This window comes from Bradyrhizobium sp. BR13661 (assembly GCF_029892425.1).
Classification (GTDB): Bacteria; Pseudomonadota; Alphaproteobacteria; order Rhizobiales; family Xanthobacteraceae; genus Bradyrhizobium.
In genome coordinates this window covers 121,804-144,786 of the sequence record NZ_JARXWB010000010.1, presented here as the reverse complement: position 1 = coordinate 144,786, position 22,983 = coordinate 121,804, and the positions used below count along the sequence as shown (strand labels likewise).

Below are 22,983 nucleotides of genomic sequence, written 5' to 3'. Positions count from 1 at the left end.
TCCTCGTCTCGGCCGCTTGCGGTGCGCCAAACCCGACGCTATAAGCCGGCCTCTTGTCGGAGTGTGGCTCAGCCCGGTAGAGCACTGCGTTCGGGACGCAGGGGTCGCAGGTTCGAATCCTGCCACTCCGACCAAGAATTTCAGATACTTAGCGTTTTGCACTTTTTTCAAGCCCAAGAAATAGCCCAAGATTGATATCAGACCACGGCTTTTTTCATGGGCCGCTTGGCCGTGATGCCCCGAACCGCGTCTGCCAAATGATCCGGGTGATGATGGCCATATACCCGTTCCAGCACTTCCACCGTCATGCCCAGATAGCCGGCCGCCGTCCATAGATCGACGCCCTGGTGCATCAACCATGTCGCCGCCGTGTGGGGGGTGACGTTCTCGACGGTGGTGTCGATCTTGGCGAGCTTGACCACCGTCCTGAAGGCCTTCTTGACCGAGAGAACGGGCTTGCCGTTGTATTCGACAAAGTGCTCTTTGGCGACGCCCAACGGGCGCCCAAGGAGAGCGGTGCCGAAATCGCCGCCCGGATCTTGGCTGAAGGAGCCGCGGTCGTCTTTGATTACAGTGCCAGCAAGCTGGCCGCGGACCAGGTGGTCGCCGCGATGATGGTCAAAGGCGGCAGGGCTGTTGTCGTCCACGGCAACTTGACTGGTTGCGCGTTCACGAGAGTTCCGAAGCTGCGCGTGTGATGCGTCGACACGCATCTTCGAGTTCGACGGCGGAGGTCGCGTAGGAAATCCTGAAATAGGGCGCGAGACCGAACGCCGAACCTGGGACAACCGCGACACCGGCGGTGCGCAGAAGATATTCGGTGAACGCCGTATCGCTCTCGATCCGTTGTCCGTCGGACGCCGTCTTGCCCATCAGACCGGCGCAACTCGCAAACGTATAGAAGGCACCCTCGGGCACGCGGCAGGTGATGCCATCGATCCTGTTCAGTGCGCCGACGACAAGATCGCGCCGTTCCTGAAAGGACCGGCAGCAGTCGTGGACAAAATCTTGAGGGCCATTCAGCGCCTCGATCGCTGCGGCCTGACTAACCGACGAAGGGCAGGATGTCGACTGGCTCTGGACGACGGCCATCGCTCGGATCAGAGCACTTGGCCCGCCGCCGTAGCCAATGCGCCAGCCGGTCATCGCATAGGCCTTCGAGACGCCGTTGATGGTCAGCGTCCGGTTGCGCAGAGCCGGCTCGATTGCCGCCGGCGTGGCGAAGCGAAAGCCGTCATAGACGATGTGCTCATAGATGTCGTCCACCATCAGCCAGACCTGCGGATGCGCGAGGAGCACGTCGAGGATCGGCCGGTAATCGGCCTCCGCATAGGCCGCACCGGATGGATTCGACGGCGAGTTCAGCATGACCCATCGCGTGCGGGGCGTGATTGCTCGCTCGAGATCTTCGGCTGAAAGCCGAAAGCCGTTGGCTTCCGAACAAGGCACCAGCACCGGCGTGCCACCGACGATCGCTACGATGTCGGCGTAGGTCACCCAGAACGGCGTCGGGATGATGACCTCGTCGCCGGGGTTGATCGTTGCCATCATGGCGTTGAACAGAACCTGCTTGGCTCCGGCTGACACGGTGATCTCGTCTTGCGCGAAATCGAGCCCGTTGTCCCGCTTGAACTTGGTGCGGATCGCAGCCTTGAGTTCGGGCGTGCCGTCAAGAGCGGTGTACTTGGTCGCGCCGGCGCGCATGGCGCGCTCGGCTGCATCCTTGATGAAGTCCGGCGTATCGAAGTCAGGCTCGCCTGCACCGAGGATGATGACGTCGCGGCCTTCTCGCTTCATCTCCGCGGCGAGCCCACTGATTTTCAGGATCTCCGACACGCCAATCGACGAAAGGCGGTGGGAGGGGCGGAATGACGTTGAACCGGGGAAGGGCGCGTTCATCAAACGGTCCTCTACGCCACGTCGAACTTGACGCCCTGGGCGAGCGGCAAAGTCCGGCCAAAATTGACCGTGTTGGTTGCGCGGCGCATGTAAGCCTTCCAAGCATCCGAGCCCGACTCGCGTCCACCGCCGGTTTCCTTCTCGCCTCCAAAAGCGCCGCCGATTTCGGCGCCGGATGGACCGATATTGACGTTGGCGATGCCGCAATCCGATCCTCGCACCGACAGGAAGGATTCGGCTTCGCGGAGGTCGTTGGTGAAGATCGAGGACGAGAGGCCCTGCGGGACCGCATTGTGCAAATCGAGCACCGCATTGAAGTCGTGATACTTGATTACGTAGAGAATGGGCGCGAAGGTTTCGTGCACGACGGGCCCGGTTTGTTCTGCGATCTCGACCAGCGCCGGGCGGACATAATACGCCGCATCGGCGCCGCCGGAGAGAACGCGCTCGCCGCCGAACACCTTGCTGCCTTCGGCACGCGCCTCGCTCAGCGCCTTCTGCATCGAGGCGAAGGCTGCGGCGTCGATCAGCGGACCGACTAGGGTGCCGTCCTTGAGCGGGTCGCCGATGGTCACGGACTCATAGGCGCGCTTCAGTCGCGGCACGAACGTGTCGTAGACGCTGTCGTGAACGAAGAGGCGTCGCAGCGTCGTGCAGCGCTGGCCTGCAGTGCCCATGGCGGCGAACGCGACGCCGCGTAGCGTCAGGTCGAGGTCGGCCGTCGGCGCGACAATGGCGGCGTTGTTGCCACCGAGCTCGAGGATCGCGCGCGCAAAGCGTTTTGCCAGCCGCGGGCCGACGATGCGCCCCATTGCGGTCGAGCCGGTCGCCGACACCAGCGGGACCTTGGCGTGATCGACGAGGATTTCACCGATCTCGCGACCCCCGAAGAGAACGGCGGACAGCGCCTCCGGTGCCTTGCCGCCTTCCGCTTTGAAGCGCTCCAGCGCGCGATCGAACAGCGCTTCCGTGGCAAGGGCGGTCAGCGGCGTCTTCTCGGACGGTTTCCAGACGATGCTATTGCCGCAAATCAGCGCCAGCGCTGCGTTCCAGGACCATACCGCGACCGGGAAGTTGAACGCCGAGATGATCCCAGTGACGCCGAGCGGATGCCAGCTTTCCATCATCCGATGCTCGCTGCGCTCGGTTGCGATGGTTAGGCCATAGAGCTGGCGCGACAGGCCGACCGCGAAGTCGCAGATATCGATCATCTCCTGGACTTCGCCGAGGCCCTCGGAGGCAATCTTGCCGGCCTCGATCGATACGAGCCTGCCAAGCGCCTGCTTGTTGGCGCGCAACTCCTCGCCCAGCAGGCGGACGAGCTCGCCGCGCTTCGGCGCCGGCACCAGTCGCCATTCGAGGAAGGCCGCATGTGCCTTGTCGATTGCCGCCTGGGCGTCGGCGGCACCGATCTCGTTGACATGGCCCGTGATCTCGCCGGTGATCGGCGATCTTGCAATCAGCTGGCCGCCGGTGTAGCGGCTGCGCTTGACGCCGAGTGAGCTCAGGAGCGCGTCGGCCTCGCCCGCCAGGGAGTTGACGGTGCGGGTTGCGGTTTGGGCTGTGGTCGTCATGGCGTTTTTCCCTTGGACGGTTAAAGTGCGGTTCGATCAGGCCATGGCCCGGCGTGCGAGGTGCGGTGACCCGAGCTGGACCAGAGCTTGCTCCAGCGAATCCCTTTCCGCCTGCGCATAAAGCTTCATTTCGTCGTGAACCTTGGCACCGAGGGCAGTTTCGAACGCAGCCCGGTTGGATCGCGCAGCGTAGTTCTGCTGCTGTTCGGTGCCGAGATTCGACTGGAAGATTCCTGCCGCGCTCACGGGGAGGAAATCCTCGTAGACGATCGGATCGTAGCGCAGGAAGCCCGCAGCCACCAAATCATCGAGGCTGGATGGCGGTGCCTGCCTCTTGGAGGCCTCAATGCCTGCATGCGTCGCCGAATAGCGGAAGAAGGCGAGCCGCTGTGCGTGAAGCTCCGACCAATCGTCCGGAAACGCTTTGAATCGTTCCGTCAGTTCGGTGTCGTAGTCGCGCGCGGTCGCGCCCGCCTGCCGCACGGAGGCGAGCAATCGGTCGTAGAGCTCGCGGCCTTTGGGCGTGAGAGCGGCGCCGCGCTGCTCGATCTCACCGAAGCGGGCCGTATGCGTCCCGGCGACCTTCGCGGCATTTGCCTGCTCGAACAGGATCGGCTCCTCGAGCGCCTTGAAGCTGGTCTGGCGCAGCAGGATCGGGCAGTCGCGGTGCGGTGGCCCTTCGATGACCGCCTTCGGCGCAATGCCGCGTCGTGGCATCGCGGCCTGGACGGCATCAATGTCCAGCGTGCGCGGTGTCAGATGGTTGATGTGAGGGCCTCTGAAGCTCACCACGTCGGCGATCAGTCGATGGGCGTCATGGAGCTGCTTGTAGACCTCAAGGCTCACCGTCGCTTCGCTATGCCAACGGAAGGTATCGAGGGCTTCGCGCACAAACTCCTCCGCCTGTGCGACGGTCAAGTGGCCCTCGGATTCGAAAATGCTGACGAGCTCGAGCGTGCGCGGCGTAAAGATGTGGCGCTCGCCAAGGATTCGCTCCGCCTGGGCACGAAGGGTCTCATCCTCGATCAGGTCGAGGCGCAACAGCGAGGTGAATACCCGGAACGGGTTGCGCCGGAGCGCGGCATCGTCGATCGGCCGAAAGGCCGTGGCATGAACGGGCACGCCGGCCACCGACAGATCATAATAGCCGACCGGGTGCATCCCCAACACGGCAAAGACGCGACGCATGTTGAGCAATTCGTCCGCGCGCCCCAGGCGAATGGCGCCGTGACGCTCGACGTTCAACCGCTCGAGTTCATCGTTCCGCTCGAGGCTCGCTCGAAGCTGCTCGTGCTGGCGCAACGTTTCGCGATTGGTGTCGTCGACGAGCTCCATCAGAGTGCCGTATTGCGGCACTTCGGCCCGGTACATGTCCGACATGGCGCGGGAAAACAGGGTGCGAATCTCGTCCGCGTCCGCGCGCAGCGCTGGCATCAAAGTCTCCATTTGAGGGCGGATCCGCCGTCCGCGTTGGCGAGATCCAAGGATCATGCAATTTCATCATGAACGAGGCGATTAGACCTTGCCTATTCGGCCAGTTCAAACGATGTTTATTCAGAAGATCATTCTGAAACGGAATGAGTAGGGATGAATCCGCAAACACCTCGTCGCTTTCTTCCCTCCACCGCCGTCTTGTCGGCGTTCGAGGCCACCGCGCGGACCGGCAGCATGACGCTCGCCGCGCGCGAGCTTCGACTGACCCAAAGCGCCGTTAGCAGGCAGATCAAGATCCTGGAAGAGCAGCTCGATGTCGGGCTCTTCATCCGCGAGCGGCAGACAGTCCGACTGACCTCCGTTGGCGAGTCCTATGCCCGCGAAATCCGCGACGCGCTCCACAAGATCAGCACGGCCTCCTTCAATCTCCATGCGAACCCTGGGGGAGGGACTCTCAATCTCGCGATCCTGCCCACTTTCGGCACTCGCTGGCTCGCGCCGCGCCTGCCCGGGTTTCTGGCTGCCAATCCCGGGATCACCATCAATCTTACGACCCGCTTGTCCTATTTCGATTTCCGGGCCGAGTCCCTGGATGCAGCGATTCACTTCGGTCAACCGGAGTGGCCCGGGGCCGAGATGGCTCTGTTGCGATCCGAACAAGTTGTGCCTGCGTGCAGCCCAGGGCTGAAGAAACAATACGGCTTCCGGGTTGCGGGTGATCTCCGAGAGGCCCCGCTGCTGAGCATCTCAACCCGCTTTCACGCCTGGGATCGATGGTTTTCCGCTCACGGTGTGTCAGCCAGAGCCGCTCAGGGCATGGTGTTCGATCAGTTCGCGACCGCAGCCCAGGCGGCGATCGCCGGCCTAGGTGTCGCGCTTCTGCCGACCTTCCTCATTCAGGACGAACTCGCGACCCGCAAGCTGGTCCGTGCCCTCAACCTGCCGATGGAAAGTCCCGAACGCTATTATCTGGTTTGGCCGTCCGACCGGACGAAGTACCCGCCACTTGCGGCTTTCAGGGACTGGCTGATCGCGGAGACCGCGCCGGATCGTTCAAAATGATGCGCTGGACCTTTTCCCGACGGAGCGCAATAATTTCCCTTCGTTTTGTCCATAAACAGGCACTTTGGAGGGTTGTAGATGGCACGTCCGGCGGATGCCAGGAAGGACCAGGATCTCCTCAACATCCTGATCGCTAATGCACGGACGTCGATCTCCGATATTGCCAAGGCGCTGGGCGTATCCCGCGCGACCGCACAGGGACGTATGGCAAGGCTGGAAAAGGAGGGCACGATCGCTGGCTACACGGCGATTTTGGGCAAGCAGGAGCATGTTACGTCGATCTCGGCAATCATCCTGATCGAGCTGGAAGTGAAGCAGCAAGGCAACGTCATTGCGGCCCTGCGCAAGAAGGCCGAAGTCGTTCATTGCTACACGCTGAGCGGTCCGTTCGATCTTTTCGTGAAGATCAATTGCGCGACGTCAACGCATCTCGACGAAATCATCGACTGGATCGCCGAGATGGAAGGTGTTCGCCGCACCACGTCCTCCATTCTTCTTGCGAGAAAATTCGAAAGGTGAGCAGGGCTTAAGCAAAACACTGCCTCGAAGCCGTCATTGCTGCTCCATTTCTTGGCAAAATTCCTCGTTTCCCATCGAAATAGAAGTTATCCCGACGGATTGTAACTATATTGTTCCTATAGCCGGCGGTTTGGATATTTATGTCGCGCCTATGCTCCTGAATAAAAGAAAGAAGAAGGAGCATTTGAAAATGAATGGTGCGACCGCTCTCGTGAGCATGCTGTCCGGCTATGGTGTGGACGTTATTTTTGGCGTGCCCGGCGATACGAACGTCGCGCTCTACGAGGCTCTTAGAACGACAAAAGGGGCTCCGCGTCATATTCTCTGTCGTGACGAACGTTCCGCGGTCTTCATGGCGGACTGCTACGCGCGCCTGTCTGGAAAGCCCGGTGTCGCAGAGGTGCCGAGCGGTGCCGGCGCGCTCTACGGCTTGCCGGGCGTGGCTGAAGCCAACAAATCCTCGGTGCCCATCATCCTTCTCGTGAACGACATCCCGCAGCCCGGCGTCGGGCGCGGCACGCTGACCGAACTGCCCGTCCAGGATTTGTTTAAGCCCATCAGCAAGCGGGCGGAGACGCTCTCCCATGTCGGGAAGTTGCCTGAGGTCGTCCGCCGTGCCTTTCGCGAAGCGACCGGCGGTCGTCCGGGCGCAGTCGTCCTCGCGTTGCCGGAGGATATTCTCTACCAGGATCTGCCGGGCGAAGGGGTATCGCTGCATGTCGAGCCGCAATGTCGGCAGGCACCGTCCTACCGCAGCAGACCCGCGGACGGCGATCTTGAAAGCGCACTGAAAGCCATTCTCGCCGCCGAGCGCCCGCTGATCGTTGCGGGCGGCGGCGCCAATCGATCCGGTGCGGCAGCTTCAATCACCGCCTTTGCCGAGCGGCTCGGCATCCCCGTCGTCACCACGATCACCGGGCAGGGCATCATTCGCGACGACCACAAGCTTGGCATCGGAATCATCGGCGACAACGGCTTTCATCCGCACGCGGTGTGGGCGCTCGGGTGCGCCGACCTCGTGATCTATGTAGGGTGCCGTATGGGGTCGGTCGCCACGATGAACTGGCAGTGGCCCGTCCCGAACGGAGAGACGAGGATCGTTCAGGTCGATCTCGAACCTGAAGTCATCGGCAACACCTACGCCATCGACTTTCCGCTTGTCGGCGATGCCCGCGCGGTCGTCGATGCGCTGCTCGCATTGGTACCCGTGGATCGCGGGCCAGGCACGGCTGGGTGGGTCGAGGATATCAACCGGCGCCGTGCGGAGTTCTGGGACGTGATGGCGCCGCAGCTGGAAAGCGATGAGGTGCCGCTGCGTCCCGAACGGGTCATCGAAACACTCAATCGCTGCCTGCCGACGCCCTGCAACGTGGTATCGGACGCCGGAACGCCGACGCCCTATGCGACGCGTTTTCTCCGCCTGCGAGATCCGCAGTCCAAGCTCGTGATCCCTCGTTTCTATGGTGGACTTGGCTACGCCATCCCCGCCGTCATCGGGGCCTACTTCGCAGCGCCGCATCTCAAGCCGGTTGGCTTGTTCGGCGACGGTTCGCTCGGCATGTCGGCTGGCGAACTGGAAACGCTCTCGCGCCTGCAAATTCCGGCTGTACTGATTCATTTCAACAACGCCTGCTTTGGCTGGATCAAGGCGCTGCAGCGGGTCGTCGACCGCGATCATGCCCGCAAGGGCTCCGGCTCCGGCCGCGGCGAGGCTGCACCGAGCAACGACCCGACCTTCAGCGTCGATTTCGGAAGGTACGACATGAGCAAGCTCGCGGCCGTCTACGGAATCCGCGGCTTCCGCGTCGAGACGCCTGCGCAACTTGAGACGGCTCTGCGTGAGGCTTTCGCGCTAAACGAGCCGGTCTTCATCGATGTGGCGGTCGAATCCATCGCCGACCGCCTGCCACCGGTGTTCTCATGGTTGAAAAAAGTGGGGGCCGATCCGGCAGCGGTCGGCGTCCAGGCTGCTCTCTAGAGAGGTTCAAATATGGCTCATTCATCGCGAAACATCGCTGTTCTCGGCGCCGGTCAGATCGGTGCCGTAATCGCCGGGATGCTGGCGGAGCAGGGGCACAAAGTCACCTTGGCTGACGCTTCGGAGGCACAGCTCCGCTTGAGTGCCGGACGGACCTTCGCTACCAAGGTCGTGGATGCTGCGGACCTCGACGCTGTGCGGGCCTTCCTGAAGGACCAGGATATCGTCGTCAGCGCCTGTCCGTACTTTCTCAACCAGGGTATCGCGCGAGTAGCTGTGGAGACCGGGACGCACTATTTCGACCTGACCGAGGACGTGGCGACGACGGCCTACATCAAGGAGATCGCGGCGGGCGCCGATGTGATGCTGGCGCCGCAGTGTGGCTTGGCGCCGGGCTTCATCTGCGTGCTCGGCGCCGACATGGCGGCGCGTTTCGACAGTGTGAAGACCATCAAGATGCGCGTCGGCGCGCTGCCGCTCTATCCGACCAATGCCTTGCGCTACAATGTGACCTGGTCCGTCGACGGCTTGATCAACGAGTATTGCAATCCTTGCGAGATTGTCTTCGACGGCAAGCCGATCGCTGTGCCGGCGCTCGAGGGCGTCGAGAGTGTCATGATCGACGGCGTCGCCTACGAGGCCTTCAACACGTCGGGCGGGCTCGGTACATTGACGGAGACGCTCGCCGGCAAGGTCCGCGACATGAGCTACAAGACGCTGCGCTATCCAGGCCATTCCGAGATCATGAAGCTCCTGCTGCAGGGGCTGGGGCTCGCCGACGACCGTGAGACCATGCGCCGCATTCTCAACCGCGCCGCCCCGTTTACCCGAAAGGACGTCGTCGTGATCTTCGTCACCGGCGTCGGCGAACGTAACGGCCGCTTCGAGGAGGACAGCGTCGTGCTGCGCTACGATGGCAGAGCCGAGCTCGGCGCGATTCAACTCACCACGGCAGCCGGCTGCGTCGCGATGGTCGAGCTGTTTCTCTCGGGCAAGCTTCCGGTAAGGGGCTTTGTGCGGCAGGAGGATGCGACGTTGTCCGACTTCCTGGCCACGCATGAGGGCGGCCGGTTGCTCCGGGAGGCCCGTAGCTCCGAGACGGGTGACTTTGCCGCCAGATTCGCTACCAAGAGGGCGGCGTGAGTGCGGCGTTGCCCGCAGTATTGGATCGCGGCCTGAGGAATTCAACTGGAAAAGGGGGAGTTTGATAATGGTTAGTCGTCGTGAAATTGGATCGCTTGCAGGACTCGGCGTCGCCGCCGCTGCGATGGCTGCGGGCTCAGCCGTGTCGCCGGCCGCGGCCCAGGCACAGCCTCCGGCCGAGAGTACTTTCGCCCAAATTCGCAGGACCAAGAAGCTTCGCATTGCCGGCATCGTCGGCACGGAGCCGTACTACCACAAGGACATTGCCACCGGCCAATGGTCGGGCTTTTGCGTGAGCATGGCGACGGATCTCGCCAAGGCGATGGAGGCCGAGGTCGAGATCATCGAGTCGACCTGGGGCAACTCGGTGCTGGATCTTCAGGCTAACAAGATCGACATCATGTTCGGCCTCAGCCCGACTCCGTCGCGCGCGTTGATCGTCGAATTTACCCGCCCGATCATGAACAACACTTTTACGATCATCGCCAAGTCCGGTTTTGAGCCGAGGACGTGGGAAGACCTCAACAAGCCGGAGGTGCGGGTTGCCGTCGACATTGGTTCGACGCACGATCTCTATGCCCGGCGAACCCTGCCGAAGGCGACGTTGGTCGCCCTCAAGTCTCCGGATGAAGCCGTGCTGGCGGTGCAATCGGGGCGGGCGGATTGCCTCATACAGGTAGCGATGCTGTCGCTGGTGACCGTCAAGAAAAATGCCAAGGTCGGTAAGGTCATCATCCCCACGCCGGTTGCGTCACAGCCGACCTGCTGTGGCGTGCGCGTCGATGTCGATACCCGCTTCCGCACCTACGTCGACAATTGGCTCGAATATAGTCGCTCCCTTGGAGCCTTGCGCGAGTGGATCCTGTCGAGCCTTTCGCTCGTCAATATCCAGGAGCAGGACGTTCCTCCCGGCCTCCAATTTTGACTTTCGACCGGGCTGCCCGCGTCTCCGTTGACGCGGGCAGCTTTGTATCAGGACGCTGTTGAGTTTTGAACCAATCAGTCTCCGGCGCGAGAGGACACTTGATTGATGCAACATGAACGACGTCCTCCACTGGGCATCATCATGCTTGATATAGCGATCGACCGCCCGCCGGGAGATGTGGGTCATCCCGCCAGTTGGCCGTTCGAGGTCATATTCAGGACCGTCCCGGGCGCGTCCGCGCGGAAGATCGTCGATGGCAATGACGCCGATCTGATCGAAGCATTCGTCGCAGCCGGCGACGCGCTGCATGCGCAGGGGGCGATCGGTCTGACAACGTCATGCGGCTTTCTGGCGTCGCGCCAGCGCGAGCTTTCCGCGCGGATGAAGCTTCCGCTCGCAACGTCGAGCCTTCTGCAACTGCCCATGGTCGAGCGTTGCCTTACGGCCGGCCGCCGCGCCGGCGTCATCACCTACGATGCGAAGGCGTTGACGGACAGGCACTTCGTTGAAGTCGGCGCCGATCCGGGGACGCCGCGCGTTGGACTGCCGCCGAACGGCAGCTTGCGTGCTCACATCGAGGGCGGCCGGTCCTATGATCGCGACGGGCTGCGACGCGATGTGCATGCGGCCGTTCGCGCGCTGCTCTCCGAAAATCCAAACATCGGCGCGATCGTTTTCGAATGCACAAATCTTCCGCCGTTCTCGGATGACGTGTCTCGTACGTTCGGGTTTCCCGTCTACGACATCATTACGCTCGGGCGCTGGTTCCATTCGGGGCTGACCCAGACCGCCTATTCGCAATCGATTGGCAAGGAATAGGTCCGATGCATTACGACTGGAATTTTGGATTTCTATTGCAGTACAGCAGGATCATCGGTGTCGGCGCCGCCTATACGATTGGTTTTACGATCCTGACTGCTGGAGCCGGATTTGTTGTCGGATGCGTGGTGGCGATCGCGAGCTTATCTAACCTGAGATTTATTTCGGCTCCGCTCGTGATGCTGGTCGAGGTCTTTCGCTGCACGCCGGTGTTGGTTCAATTGGTGTGGATCTATTACGCGCTTCCGGTGCTGATTGGTGTCGAACTCTCGCCCGCAGTTGCGGCCTTCATCGCGCTCAGTTTTTACGGGGGAGCCTTCTATTCGGAGATCATTCGCGGCGGGATCGTGTCGATCGATGCGGGGCAGTGGGACGCCGGCCGCGCGCTCGGAATGCGCCGCTTCGACCTGATGAAGCGAATCGTGATGCCACAAGCGTTGAAACGGATGATCCCGCCTTTGGTCAACCAGGCCGTGCTGCAACTAAAAAACACCTCGCTCCTATCCGTGCTGGCGGTGCCGGACCTGCTCTACCAAGGGCAACTCATCACCTCGGCGACCTACCGGCCGCTGGAAACCTACACCATGATCGCCGTGATCTACTTCATCATTCTATTCCCCATGACTCGTTTCGCACGCGTTCTCGAGGCGCGGTTTGCGCATTGAAGCATGACGCTACCAACGACAGGAGAATGCTCCCGTGTCTGATTCCGCGATGATCGAGCTCATTCAGGTGAAGAAGTCGTTTGGGGCCTTGAGCGTGCTGAAGGACATCTCACTGCGCGTCCCCCGCGGTGGTGTCGTGGCGCTGATCGGTCCCAGTGGCTCGGGCAAGTCCACGCTGCTCAGGTGTCTCAACTTGCTGACCATCCCTGAGAGCGGCGTCATCCGGGTTGGTCGAAGCAGCATGGACTTCACCAACGGGCACAAGCTTCCGCGCGACAAGGAACTTGCGGCGTTCCGCGCGCGGACCGGCATGGTGTTCCAGAACTTCAATCTGTTTCCCCACATGTCGGCGATACAGAACGTGATGGAAGGACCGGTGACGGTGCTCAAGGTTCAACCAGCCGTCGCGCGCGAAAGGGCGCTCGGGTTGCTGGAAAAGGTGGGATTGAAGGACAAGGCCGACGTAGCGCCTGACAAGTTGTCCGGTGGCCAGAAGCAGCGCGTGGCGATCGCGCGCGCCTTGGCGATGGAGCCGGAGGTCATGCTGTTCGACGAAGCGACCTCGGCGCTCGATCCCGAATTGGTCGGAGAGGTCCTTGCGGTGGTCCGAAGACTCGCGGCGGAAGGGATGACCATGGTGCTCGTGACGCATGAGATGGCATTCGCGCGCGAGGTCGCCGATACCGTCGTCTTCATGCGCGACGGCGTTGTGGTGGAAGAGGGGCCGGCACGGCAGGTCATCGATGCACCACGCCAGCCGGCGACACGCGCCTTCCTCAGTCATTTCCATAGCGGCCGCCTGCCGGCCGCTGCGGCCAACGGGTGACGAGCCGCGGCCGGATCTGGAATGGAACAGGACAAGAAGCCGTTGCGCATCGCGGTGATCGGCGCCGGCATCGTCGGAGCTGCCACGGCCTGGGAGCTGATCAAGGACGGACACGCTGTCACGCAGATCGAGCCGAGCGAGCCGGGCGGACCGCAAGCGGCGAGCTATGGAAACGGTGCCTGGATCAGCCCCGCTTCGATCGTGCCGATGTCGATGCCCGGCCTCTGGCGCAAGGTGCCGGGCTATTTGCTCGATCCTAACGGTCCGCTAGTGCTGCGTTGGGCGGCCCTGCCTTCATTGGCACCGTGGCTATTGCGTTTCCTCATGGCAGGGTGGACGGCCCGGAAGGTCGAGCGCACGGCGCACCTGCTCGCATCGATCCTCCGCGATGGTCCACAGCGCCATGCAATCCTGGCGGAGGAGATCGGAAGGCCAGACTATATACGCCAGACCGGCCTGCTCTATGCCTATCGCGATCGAAACGCGTTCGCGGAAGAAGCCCTCGCGTGGCGTCTCCGAAGGGAGAACGGGCTGCGATGGCGCGAACTCGATTCGGAGGAGCTGCGGCGACGCGAACCGGATCTCAGTCCCGCCTATCGGTTTGGCGTCTTTGTTGAGGACGGCGCGCATTGCACGGACCCGGGCGCCTATGTCGCCGCTATCGTGCGGGCCGCCTGCGCGCGCGGTGCCGTTCTTCACCGGGCACTAGCCAACGGATTCGTTTTGAAGAGTGGCCGCCTCAGAGCGGTGACGACCGATCACGGCCGGATCGACTGCGATCGCGCCGTGATCTGCGCCGGCATCTACTCCCGCGCGCTCGCGCGGGCTGCTGGTGACCGGGTCTTGCTTGCCAGCGAGCGGGGCTACCACGGCGTGATCGCGTCCCCTCGAGCCGGCCCGCGGCTTCCGATCATGCCGAGCGATGGACGAATGGCCAACACGCCTACGGCTGCCGGCCTCCGGCTCTCGGGACAGGTCGAACTCGCCCATGTTGACGCCGAGCCAGATTGGGCCCGAGTTGATATTCTAGTCCAACATGCGCTGAAGACCTATCCCGGCCTTGGGCCGCGCGAGGGCCTTGCGATCGAACGCTGGATGGGGCATCGGCCATCGACGCCGGATGGTCGTCCTGTCATCGGCCCGTCCGCGACGTCACCTGATATCTTCCACGCATTTGGCCACGGACATATCGGTCTTGCGTCGGGGCCGATCACGGGCCGGATCATCGCGGATCTCATCTCCGGCCGGGCCGCGCCTGTCGACCTTACGCCCTTCGCCATATCGCGATTTGGCTGATCAAGCAGACAATCTGGCATTCGGGGCGGTATGAAGCCACGCGGCGGTTATGTCATCGTGTGTCCCCCAACCGCGACGCACCCTCGGCGGTTGGATGTTTCGCTGTAAGCCATTGATCTCTAATGAAGGGATTTTAACTCAGTTGGAAAAATTCTATCGTAAAATTAATGATCGTATCGTGTCTCTTAATCAGCGGGTCCCAGGTTCGAGCCCTGGTGCGCCCACCAAGCAATATCAATTGCTTAAAGCGATTGCAGATCGGAACGGACCTTTTTTAGTTGGGAAATCTTGCTACGATTGTTTGCGATTGCGCAGGCTAATCTACGATTTAGTTGCGATCAGTTGGACGCTTCGTGGAGCGGTGACAATTGGCTGCCGATGACCAACGTCAGCTCTTCGAGTTCGAAAGCGACGCGCTGGATCCGTATATTGCGAACGACCGATGATTCGCACCGAGCCTCTGATGTGAGCCTCGGCAGCGAAAGCAGTCATCACGCCGAGTGGATCGCTGCGTGTCAAAAAAGTGCCCGGAGTTCGTGAGAGATCCGGGCAGTTGAGGGAAGGAGCGCGACGCGGGGTGCCTGCCCGCGATTTGTCACGTTTCGGCCGGCTGGCGGCGTTCGGAGCCGCTTCATGGTGGCTCAAGCAGAGATCGCCTTCGCCGAGTCGACCTGATTGCGCAGCAGGAATTTCTGGATCTTGCCTGTGGAAGTCTTCGGGACTGGCTCGAATACGACGACCTTGGGCGCCTTGAAGCCGCTCATATGCGTGCGGCAGAAGGCGATGATCTCGGCTTCCGTCGCTTTGGCGCCGTCCTTCAGCTCGACGAGGGCGCAGGGCACCTCGCCCCATTTCGAATCGGGTTTGGCCACTACGGCCGCGAACAGGACGGCGGGGTGCTTGTAGAGGATGTCCTCGACCTCCACGGAGGAGATGTTCTCGCCACCGGAGATGATGATGTCCTTGGAGCGGTCCTTGATGATGACGTAGCCGTGCTGGTCGAGCACACCGAGATCGCCGGTACGAAACCAGCCACCCTCGAAAGCTTCCGTCGTCGCCTTCTCGTTCTTTAGATAGCCCTTCATGACGATGTTGCCGCGGAACATGGCCTCGCCGATGGTCTCGCCGTCGCGCGGCACCTCCTGCATGGTCTGCGGATTGATGACGGTGACGCTTTCCTGGAGCGGGTAGGGCACACCCTGCCGGCGCTTCATGCGAGCGCGCTCGGCCGGCGGAAGCTCCTCCCAACCGGGGTGCTCGGCGCAGACGGAGGCGGGGCCGTAGACCTCGGTCAGGCCGTAAACATGCGTCAGCCTGATGCCAATGTTTTCGGCGCCTTCGAGCACCGCGACCGGCGGCGCAGCGCCGGCGATCAGGCCGACGACGCGACGAGCCGCGTTGCCTCTTGGTGCATCGGGCGCATTGATCAGTGTATTGTACACGATCGGCGCGCCGCCAGGCGCCTCGGGGTCCCTTTTTGCAACGGATTTGAGGGCGGGTCCACGGCCGATTTGGATCGGCAGGGGCGTCTGTTGCGGCAACATGGCTCGCCCGTCGCCGGCGCTCCACAGTTGCGCGATCAGCCAGAGGCCTACCGCCTCGTCACCAGCACGCCCAGCAAGAACGCCACCATCAACGATGGCAGCGGGGCCTCGCGCACCATGCCGCGGACGATGTCGGACCAGTGCGGCTCGGGCGCCAGTCTTGGCGATTTGACTTCGACTGCGGGCGCGATACCCCACTGTGACGCAAGCCCGGCGATCTCGCTTGCGGCGAGGCGCACGCCGTCGCGCACCCGAAAAATCGCGGCGTCCGCGCGCTCGCGCGGGGCGAGCAGCATCACCGTCGCGATCGCCGTGCGCAACGTCATCTCGCCGAAGCCTTGCAGCCTCACCGACTCCTCGGGGTCGGACGTCATGCGATCGTTCCTCACAGCGCCAAATTCTTCACAACGCCAAATTCTTCACAACGCGAAGTGGTGCGCGATGGTGAAGGCCATCGCCGCGCACAGGACCAGCGTGGAAACCGCGCCGGCCAAACCGCGTGCGAAATGAGCTCGCGTCAGGTGCCTGGTCATGATTGTGCTCCATGCTCACCATGGCAATGGCGGGCGTGGGCGTTGGTTCCGTGAGCAGCGTCGAATCGTCGTGGCCGGCTATTTCCGCAGCAATTCCCCCAGCGCCGCCGTCGCCTCCGCGCAGCGGATGTCGTCGATCTCGCGCGACAGGCTGAGCGCGCTCGCCTTCAACTCGTCGATCCCCAGGCTTTCGGGATGCTGGTTCTCGAGCTGGCTGAGCCGCTTGTTCAAATCATCCAGTTTCGATTGGAGCTGCCCGATGCTGGCGGCCCCATTCACGTTCCAAACGCGTTGTGCACGCATCGTGATTCCCCTGATAGTCTCACGGCGTTGTGAGCAGGGTTCGTGGCGGCAATGGGCATTTCTCTTGTCTGGCATGAGACGGTGGGGAACCGTTGCAGATTGGCAACGAAAGTTCCCGAAAATCCGTGCGCGACTTGTTCTGGTCAAACCCACGGGCCTGGGGGGCGTAGAATCTGCATATGAGCGTGCACGACGATGGGCCGGTCAGTCCGGCAAGCGAATGAGGGAAGATACGTGGCAAGATTTGTGACTGTCGCGGCCGGCCAGCTGGGTCCGATTGCGAGGAGCGAAACGAGGGGCGAGGTGGTTGCGCGGCTGATGGCCTTGATGCGCCAGGCCCACGCAAACGGCTGCGACCTGATCGTCTATCCTGAGCTCGCGCTCACCACGTTCTTTCCGCGCTGGTACTTCGAGGATCAAGCCGAGATCGACCAGTTTTTCGAGCGCGAGATGCCGGGGCCGGAGACGCAAGCGCTGTTCGATCTTGCGCGCGAGTGCGGCATCGGATTCTACCTCGGCTATGCCGAGCTCACGGTCGAGGCAGGCATCGTGCACCGCTACAATACGTCGATCCTGGTCGACAGGAGCGGCGCCATCGTTGCCAAATATCGCAAGGTCCATCTGCCCGGTCATACCGAGCATGAGCCGTGGCGCAAATTCCAGCATTTGGAGAAGCGCTATTTCGAGCCGGGCTCCGGCTTCGGCGTGGTCGATGCGTTCGGCGGCGTGATGGGCATGGCGATCTGCAACGACCGCCGCTGGAGCGAGACCTATCGGGTGATGGGTTTGCAGGGCGTCGAGATGGTGATGATCGGTTACAACACCCCGGTGCACAATCCGCCCGCGCCGGAGCATGACGACCTCTCGCTGTTTCACAATCATCTGGTGATGCAGTCCGGCGCCTATCAGAACGGCACCTTCGTCGTCGGCGTCGCCAAGGCTGGTGTCGAGGAGGGCGTCGACCATATCGGCGGCAGCTGCATCATCGCGCCTTCAGGCGAGATCATTGCGCGCTGCACCACCAAGGGCGACGAGCTCGCGCTCGCCCGCTGCGATCTCGATCTCTGCAATTCCTACAAGCGCACGACCTTCAATTTCGATGTTCATCGCCAGCCCCACGCGTATGGGATGATCGTCGAGCGGAAGGGCGTGGCCACCATGGCAGATGGCACGCCGGTGCGACCGAAGGGGTGATCGCTCTCGCTTTCGTCATTCCGGGGCGATGCGCAGCATCGAGCTATGGTGCGCAATTGCGCACCTGAGAATCCATTGAGCCACCAAACATGCCGCTAAATGGATTCCGGGCCCGCGCCAATGGGCGCGTCCCGGAATGACGAGGGAGAGAGCGGGCCCTTTCCCGCCCCCCGATCACAACCACGTGTCTTTATTCGGAAACGATCATTCTCTAATATCCCGCAATGCAAAAAGCCGCCCGCAAATTCGAGCCTGCCTCCAATCCCCCCGGCCGTCCCCGGGAGTTCGACATGGACTCCGCCCTGGACGGCGCTATCAGGGTGTTTTGCGAGCGCGGCTATCATGCCACCTCGGTCGGGGACCTGACGGCGGCCATGCGGCTTGCCACCGGCAGCGTCTACAAGGCGTTTCGCGACAAGCATGCCGTCTTCCTCGCCGCCTTCGAGCGCTATGCCGCGGTACGCGGGGAGCAGACCCGCAGCGCGGCGGCGCTTGGCACAAACGGTCGCGACCGGGTGCGTCATGTGCTCAATTCCTATGTCGAGCACTCCCGGGGCAGCGAGGGGCGCCGCGGCTGCATCGTGGTCGGTAGTGCGGTCGAGCTGTCGGCGGTCGATCCGGTGATGCGCGCGCGCGTCACGGCGCAGCTCAAGACCGTTGAGTCTTTCATCGCGGGCCTCATTCGCGAGGGGCAGGCCGATGGTTCGATTCCCCGCCATGTCGATGCCGATGACACCGCGCGGCTGATGATCTGCATGACGCAGGGCCTGCGCGTCGTCGGCAAGGCGCGCCTGCCGCTCGACGGCGATCGCCTGGTCGGCGTCGCGCTGAAACTGCTTGATTGAATCCTTGTCAAATTAGGAAATGAACGTTTCCTATCTATGGAAAGTGTCGGAGAGTTTGGAATGACGATGAATGCCACGATCGACGCCGCGCCCGAGCCGGACACGGTGTCGCAGCGACTGACCTTCGTGCTTGCCGCAGCCTGTGGCATGGTTGCCGCCAATATCTACTACGCCCAGCCGCTGATCGCCCCGATCAGCGCCGCGCTCGGCCTGTCGCACGCGGCCGCAGGCCTGATCGTGACCATGACGCAGATCGGCTACGGCACGGGGCTGCTGTTCATCGTGCCGCTCGGCGATCTCGTCGAGAACCGGACGCTGATCTGCACCGTCATCGCGCTCGGCGCGGCGTCATTGATCGCGGCTGGCTTTGCGACGCATGCGCTGTCGTTCCTAATCGCCGCGCTGTTCATCGGGCTCGGCTCGGTCGCGGTGCAGATCATCATTCCCTACGCCGCCCATCTTGCGCCGGAGGCCATTCGCGGTCGCGTCGTCGGCAACGTCTCGACCGGATTGATGCTCGGCATCATGCTGGCGCGGCCGGCCTCGAGCTTCGTCACCGCGGCGCTGTCGTGGCACGCGGTGTTCTTCTGCTCGGCGGCATTGATGATCGCGCTGATCGTCGTGCTTCGAGTGACGCTACCGACGCGCAAGCCGGTGGCGCGGATGCATTACGGCGAACTGCTGCTGTCAATGCCGCATCTGGTGCGGACCATGCCACTGCTGCGGCGCCGCGCGCTCTACCAGGCCGGGCTGTTCGGCGCCTTCACGCTGTTCTGGACGGTGGTGCCGCTGCAGCTTGCCAGCCAATTCGGCTTCACCCAGAGCGGCATCGCGCTGTTCGCGCTGGCCGGCGTGTCCGGCGTGTTCGCGGCGCCGATCGCAGGCAGGCTCGCCGATCGCGGACATAGCCGCATCGCCACCATCGCCGCGATGCTGTTCGTCGCGCTGGGCTTCCTGGTCACGCATGTCGGCGCGGCCGGATCGATGCTCAACCTTGCCTGCCTCGTGGTGGCCGCGATCGCGATCGATTTCGGCGTGCAGGGCAATGTCGTGCTGGGCTTCCGCGCCATCTTCGTGCTCGGGCATGAGCATCGCAGCCGCCTCAACGGGCTCTATATGGCGACGTTCTTCGCCGCCGGTGCGGCCGGATCCGCGCTCGGCACCTGGGCGTTCGCGCAGGGCGGCTGGACGCTGGCCTCGGCCATTGGCCTTGCGCTGCCGGTCGCCAGTTTGATCTATGCCGCGACTGAATAGCGGTACGATTGTGCTGTCCGGGGCTGTTTACCACGCCTCGGTGTGGTCGGCTTGGCGGACGCCATTTCCATCTCGCGGATTCCCGGCCGCTGTAGTACTTTGGTCGCAAGCGGCCTGGTTAACGGCGGCAGGGGAGGCCCTATGAAGCGTGCGGGACTGGTTGGCGTACCGCGAGTACGGCCATGGTCGTGGCAGGCATTTCTGCTCGGATTGATTGTCGTCGCAGCGTCGGCTGCGATTCAAGGCGTCTGCGTCGCACTCGGCGCCAAGCTCTATTTCGCAACGTTCCTGCCGAGCCTGTTCGTGCTCGGCCTTGTCGCCGGCGCGCCAGCGGCCATCTTCGCAGCTCTGCTCACCGTGCCGCTGGTGTGGTGGGCGTTCATGCCGCCGGTGTTCGAGATTGCCCCGCTGACCCCTGCGGACGCGGATTCCATCAATTTGTTCTTCCTGCTCGCCGTGCTCCTGATCGGCCTTGCCGATCTCTGCCGCAAGGCCATGGCCATCATCAGCCGCGGCGGCTTGAAGTCGTCAGGCGAGAGCGCGGCGACGAATTCGCAATAGGCCGGACGCGCGTTGCGCACGTGCAACAGTCCGGCAACCATCCGCGCAGCCGGATCGCGCCGCTAACTTTTCAAAAAAGATTTGGCCGCATTTTCCCTCGCGGGAATGACGAGGGAGTTTTCGACATGAACGGTCAAGCCATTTTCGAGAACGTGCGCCGCTATCGCGGCATCGCATCGCTCTATCGCCAGACCGCTGCGTTCCGGCCGGGCCAGCGCTGGTCGCTGCTCGAGCAGGCCAGCGAGTGGGAAGCCCGCGCGCTGTCCGAGCTGGAAGCCTATTTCGCGGCCCGCGCCGATTACAGCGTTCCGCTCGCCGCCTGAACATTAACCATCACGACGGCCGGAGCGCGCGATGATCACCTTCAACCGCATCTTCACGACGCAGCGCCTGCTCCAGATCATCGTCATCCTCGCGGCGACGATCGCGATGAAGCTGATGGGCTGAGCCCCGGCTTGCGCTATCGCTCGCCGAAATCGGGCAGCTCAGGCAGATAATTCGCGCCTTCCGATCCCAGGAAATCGAACATCGCCTGCGCCGGCGGCAGCAGCACCTTGTCGCTGCGGCGGATCACGTACCATTGCCGGACGATCGGCAGGCCTGCGACGTCGAGCACGACGAGGCGCCCTTCGGCCAGCTCATGCGCCACCGTGTGCGCCGAGATGAAGGCGATGCCGAGCCCCGCGATCACCGCCTGCTTGATGGTCTCGTTGCTGCTCATCTCCATGCCGATGATCGGCTCGAGATCCGACTTCTGGAACAAGCCCTCCATCAGCGTGCGCGTGCCCGAGCCGGGCTCGCGTGTGAGGAAAGTCTCATGCACGAGATCGGTCAGGCTGAGGCCTGAATCCTTCTCCAGCCAGTGCCCCTTGCGCGCGATGATGATGTGCGGATTGCGCCCGAGCTGGCGCACGTCGACGCTGACATCGGCCGGCGGCCGACCCATCACGGCGAAATCGAGCTCGTAGCCGTGCATGGCCTCGCGGATCTCCTCGCGGTTGCCGATCGTCAGCTTGATCTCGATCTTCGGCGAGCGTTTGGAGAATGCCGCGATCGCGTGCGGCACGAAATATTTCGCGGTCGAGACCGCGCCGAGATGCACCGTGCCGCCGGTCTTGCCCGCAAGCAGGTCGAGTGCGCCCTGGCAGTCCGTGATTGCGGCCTCGACGCGCTCCGCAAGCGCCAGCACCTCGCGGCCTGCCTCCGTCAGCAGCATGCCGTCGCCGGTCCGTTGCACCAGCGGCAAACCCGCGAGGTCCTGAAGTTGCCGAAGCTGCTGCGTCACGGCCGGCTGGGTCAGCCCGAGCTGGGTCGAGGCCGCCGTCACGCTGCCCTTCACCGAAAGCGCCGCAAGCGAACGCAGCTGCCGGATCGTCAGATGCCGGAGCTGGTGGGTCGCCGCGTGGCCGGAACCATTATAAGGAAATTCTTTGGCACTCATTATGAATAGAAATTTTCCTTATTAAGCCGCTCCTGTCAATCTCGTCGTGCCGGGACAGACCGCACCAACCTCCCGAGTGGAGGGAACTGGATGCGGCGCCCGCAAGGGGATGGACGCAGATGACCGGGCAACTCAGGCTGGACGACCACCTTCAACGCTATTCCGAGACGGCGCCGCATGCGCTCGCCGTGGCGGCTGCGGTCGACGCCATCGCCGCCGCCGCAATCGAGATCGCCGACCTCATCGCGACAGGCGATCTCGCGGACGCCTCCGGCCTGACCACCGGCTGCAACAGCGACGGCGACATCCAGCGCGATCTCGACGTGCAGGCCGATGCCATCCTGCGCCGCTGCCTCGGCAGGCTGCCGATCGCCGCACTGGCGTCAGAGGAGATGCGCGAACCGCAGATCGGCGACCGCGACGCCAAAATCTGTGTCGCGATCGATCCGCTCGATGGTTCCACCAACATCGACCTCAATATGACTGTCGGTACGATCTTCTCGATCCTGCCCGCACCCGATGACCTCGCGCTGGCCTTCCATCAGCGCGGGTCGGTGCAACTCGCCGCGGGCTTCGTCACCTATGGACCCCAGACCTCGCTGGTGCTGACGCTCGGCGAGGGCGTCGACATCTTCACGTTCGACCGCAAGGCCGGCTGCTTCCGTCTCGCGCGCAGCGCCGTGCAGATCTCCGAGACCTGCGAGGAGTTCTCGATCAACGTCTCCAATCGCCGCCATTGGGAGCCGCCCGTGCGCGCCTTCATCGACGAATGCCTTGCCGGCGTCGACGGGCCCGCCAACCACAATTTCAACATGCGCTGGGTCGGCTCGCTGGTCGCGGAGGCCTATCGTATCCTGACCCGCGGCGGCGTGTTCCTGTATCCCTCCGATGCGCGCGCCGGATATGGCGATGGTCGCCTGCGCCTGGTCTACGAGGCGCACCCGATGGCCATGATCATCGAGCAGGCCGGCGGCTCGGCTTCGACCGGCCGCGAGCGCATCCTCGATCTCTCAGCCCAAAATCTGCACCAGCGCGTCCCGCTGGTCATGGGCTCCAGCAACGAGGTGCGGCGCGTCGCCGAGCTGCATTGCGATCCGCTGCTGATCGCCAGCGTCTCCGCGCCGCTGTTCGCGCGGCGCGGCTTCTTCCGGCTGTGAGCGAGGTGATC

At 63.0% G+C, this 22,983-nt stretch carries 23 protein-coding genes and 1 tRNA gene; 16 read left to right on the top strand and 8 right to left on the bottom strand.

Translation table 11 applies throughout. From position 1 onward, the window contains the following. The first annotated feature begins 57 nt into the window (after positions 1–57). A tRNA-Pro gene (locus tag M2427_RS18490) sits at positions 58–134 on the top strand. Between the two features lie 63 nt (positions 135–197). Here M2427_RS18490 and M2427_RS18485 read toward each other — a convergent pair. From M2427_RS18485 to M2427_RS18470, 4 genes are read right to left on the bottom strand one after another with little or no spacing between them, the layout of a single operon-like run. Beyond that, complete coding sequence (locus tag M2427_RS18485; RefSeq protein WP_280707944.1) at positions 198–647, bottom strand: hypothetical protein; 450 nt, start codon at positions 645–647, stop codon at positions 198–200. 22 nt (positions 648–669) lie between these two features. Beyond that, entirely contained in the window at positions 670–1,899 is a 1,230-nt protein-coding gene (locus M2427_RS18480) for a pyridoxal phosphate-dependent aminotransferase (RefSeq protein WP_280707943.1), read from the bottom strand. Between the two features lie 11 nt (positions 1,900–1,910). Beyond that, positions 1,911–3,473, bottom strand: coding sequence for an aldehyde dehydrogenase family protein (locus tag M2427_RS18475; protein WP_280707942.1), 1,563 nt, complete (start codon positions 3,471–3,473; stop codon positions 1,911–1,913). Between the two features lie 36 nt (positions 3,474–3,509). Continuing rightward, positions 3,510–4,907, bottom strand: a complete 1,398-nt coding sequence (locus M2427_RS18470; protein ID WP_280707941.1) for a VOC family protein — start codon at positions 4,905–4,907, stop codon at positions 3,510–3,512. 153 nt (positions 4,908–5,060) lie between these two features. Between M2427_RS18470 and M2427_RS18465 the strand changes: the two genes are divergently transcribed. From M2427_RS18465 to M2427_RS18425, 9 genes are all read left to right on the top strand, one after another. Next, positions 5,061–5,969, top strand: a complete 909-nt coding sequence (locus tag M2427_RS18465; RefSeq protein ID WP_280707940.1) for a LysR family transcriptional regulator — start codon at positions 5,061–5,063, stop codon at positions 5,967–5,969. Positions 5,970–6,047: 78 nt separating this feature from the next. Next, positions 6,048–6,488: an Lrp/AsnC family transcriptional regulator gene (locus M2427_RS18460; protein ID WP_280707938.1), complete on the top strand. Its 441-nt coding sequence runs from the start codon at positions 6,048–6,050 to the stop codon at positions 6,486–6,488. Between the two features lie 190 nt (positions 6,489–6,678). Further along, the gene (locus tag M2427_RS18455; protein WP_280707937.1) at positions 6,679–8,466 is read left to right on the top strand and encodes a thiamine pyrophosphate-binding protein; all 1,788 of its coding nucleotides are present in this window, start codon (positions 6,679–6,681) and stop codon (positions 8,464–8,466) included. Between the two features lie 12 nt (positions 8,467–8,478). Then, the gene (locus M2427_RS18450; protein WP_280707936.1) at positions 8,479–9,609 is read left to right on the top strand and encodes a saccharopine dehydrogenase C-terminal domain-containing protein; all 1,131 of its coding nucleotides are present in this window, start codon (positions 8,479–8,481) and stop codon (positions 9,607–9,609) included. 67 nt (positions 9,610–9,676) lie between these two features. Next, entirely contained in the window at positions 9,677–10,534 is an 858-nt protein-coding gene (locus M2427_RS18445; protein WP_280707934.1) for a transporter substrate-binding domain-containing protein, read from the top strand. Between the two features lie 105 nt (positions 10,535–10,639). Then, a complete protein-coding gene (locus tag M2427_RS18440) occupies positions 10,640–11,353 on the top strand; it encodes an aspartate/glutamate racemase family protein (RefSeq protein ID WP_280707933.1) in 714 nt (237 codons plus the stop codon). Between the two features lie 5 nt (positions 11,354–11,358). After that, positions 11,359–12,018 (top strand): amino acid ABC transporter permease, encoded by a 660-nt coding sequence (locus M2427_RS18435; protein ID WP_280707931.1) that lies wholly within the window; start codon positions 11,359–11,361, stop codon positions 12,016–12,018. Between the two features lie 34 nt (positions 12,019–12,052). After that, positions 12,053–12,844: an amino acid ABC transporter ATP-binding protein gene (locus tag M2427_RS18430; RefSeq protein ID WP_280707930.1), complete on the top strand. Its 792-nt coding sequence runs from the start codon at positions 12,053–12,055 to the stop codon at positions 12,842–12,844. Between the two features lie 21 nt (positions 12,845–12,865). Beyond that, positions 12,866–14,140: an FAD-binding oxidoreductase gene (locus M2427_RS18425; protein ID WP_280707929.1), complete on the top strand. Its 1,275-nt coding sequence runs from the start codon at positions 12,866–12,868 to the stop codon at positions 14,138–14,140. A gap of 641 nt (positions 14,141–14,781) precedes the next feature. Here M2427_RS18425 and M2427_RS18420 read toward each other — a convergent pair. From M2427_RS18420 to M2427_RS18410, 3 genes are all read right to left on the bottom strand, one after another. Next, a complete protein-coding gene (locus M2427_RS18420) occupies positions 14,782–15,684 on the bottom strand; it encodes an AMP-binding protein (protein ID WP_280707928.1) in 903 nt (300 codons plus the stop codon). Positions 15,685–15,731: 47 nt separating this feature from the next. Beyond that, positions 15,732–16,058 carry a hypothetical protein gene (locus M2427_RS18415; RefSeq protein ID WP_280707927.1) on the bottom strand — a complete coding sequence of 109 codons (327 nt, stop codon included), beginning with the start codon at positions 16,056–16,058 and terminating at the stop codon, positions 15,732–15,734. A 237-nt stretch (positions 16,059–16,295) separates the two neighbouring features. Next, positions 16,296–16,520 carry a hypothetical protein gene (locus tag M2427_RS18410; protein WP_280707926.1) on the bottom strand — a complete coding sequence of 75 codons (225 nt, stop codon included), beginning with the start codon at positions 16,518–16,520 and terminating at the stop codon, positions 16,296–16,298. A 234-nt stretch (positions 16,521–16,754) separates the two neighbouring features. Here M2427_RS18410 and M2427_RS18405 point away from each other — a divergent pair, with 234 nt between their 5' ends. From M2427_RS18405 to M2427_RS18385, 5 genes are all read left to right on the top strand, one after another. After that, positions 16,755–17,714 (top strand): N-carbamoyl-D-amino-acid hydrolase, encoded by a 960-nt coding sequence (locus M2427_RS18405; protein ID WP_280707925.1) that lies wholly within the window; start codon positions 16,755–16,757, stop codon positions 17,712–17,714. A 290-nt stretch (positions 17,715–18,004) separates the two neighbouring features. Next, a complete protein-coding gene (locus tag M2427_RS18400) occupies positions 18,005–18,559 on the top strand; it encodes a TetR/AcrR family transcriptional regulator (protein WP_280707924.1) in 555 nt (184 codons plus the stop codon). Between the two features lie 60 nt (positions 18,560–18,619). Then, positions 18,620–19,813 (top strand): MFS transporter, encoded by a 1,194-nt coding sequence (locus M2427_RS18395; RefSeq protein ID WP_280707923.1) that lies wholly within the window; start codon positions 18,620–18,622, stop codon positions 19,811–19,813. Between the two features lie 141 nt (positions 19,814–19,954). Next, positions 19,955–20,374 (top strand): DUF4118 domain-containing protein, encoded by a 420-nt coding sequence (locus tag M2427_RS18390; RefSeq protein ID WP_280707922.1) that lies wholly within the window; start codon positions 19,955–19,957, stop codon positions 20,372–20,374. A gap of 125 nt (positions 20,375–20,499) precedes the next feature. Continuing rightward, positions 20,500–20,697 carry a hypothetical protein gene (locus M2427_RS18385; RefSeq protein ID WP_280707921.1) on the top strand — a complete coding sequence of 66 codons (198 nt, stop codon included), beginning with the start codon at positions 20,500–20,502 and terminating at the stop codon, positions 20,695–20,697. A gap of 137 nt (positions 20,698–20,834) precedes the next feature. On the opposite strand, the gene M2427_RS18380 is transcribed toward M2427_RS18385, so the two are convergent. Then, positions 20,835–21,815 carry a LysR family transcriptional regulator gene (locus M2427_RS18380; RefSeq protein WP_280707920.1) on the bottom strand — a complete coding sequence of 327 codons (981 nt, stop codon included), beginning with the start codon at positions 21,813–21,815 and terminating at the stop codon, positions 20,835–20,837. A gap of 119 nt (positions 21,816–21,934) precedes the next feature. On the opposite strand from M2427_RS18380, the gene M2427_RS18375 reads away from it, so the two are divergent. Continuing rightward, positions 21,935–22,972 carry a class 1 fructose-bisphosphatase gene (locus M2427_RS18375; protein ID WP_280707919.1) on the top strand — a complete coding sequence of 346 codons (1,038 nt, stop codon included), beginning with the start codon at positions 21,935–21,937 and terminating at the stop codon, positions 22,970–22,972. The last annotated feature ends 11 nt before the right edge of the window (positions 22,973–22,983 follow it).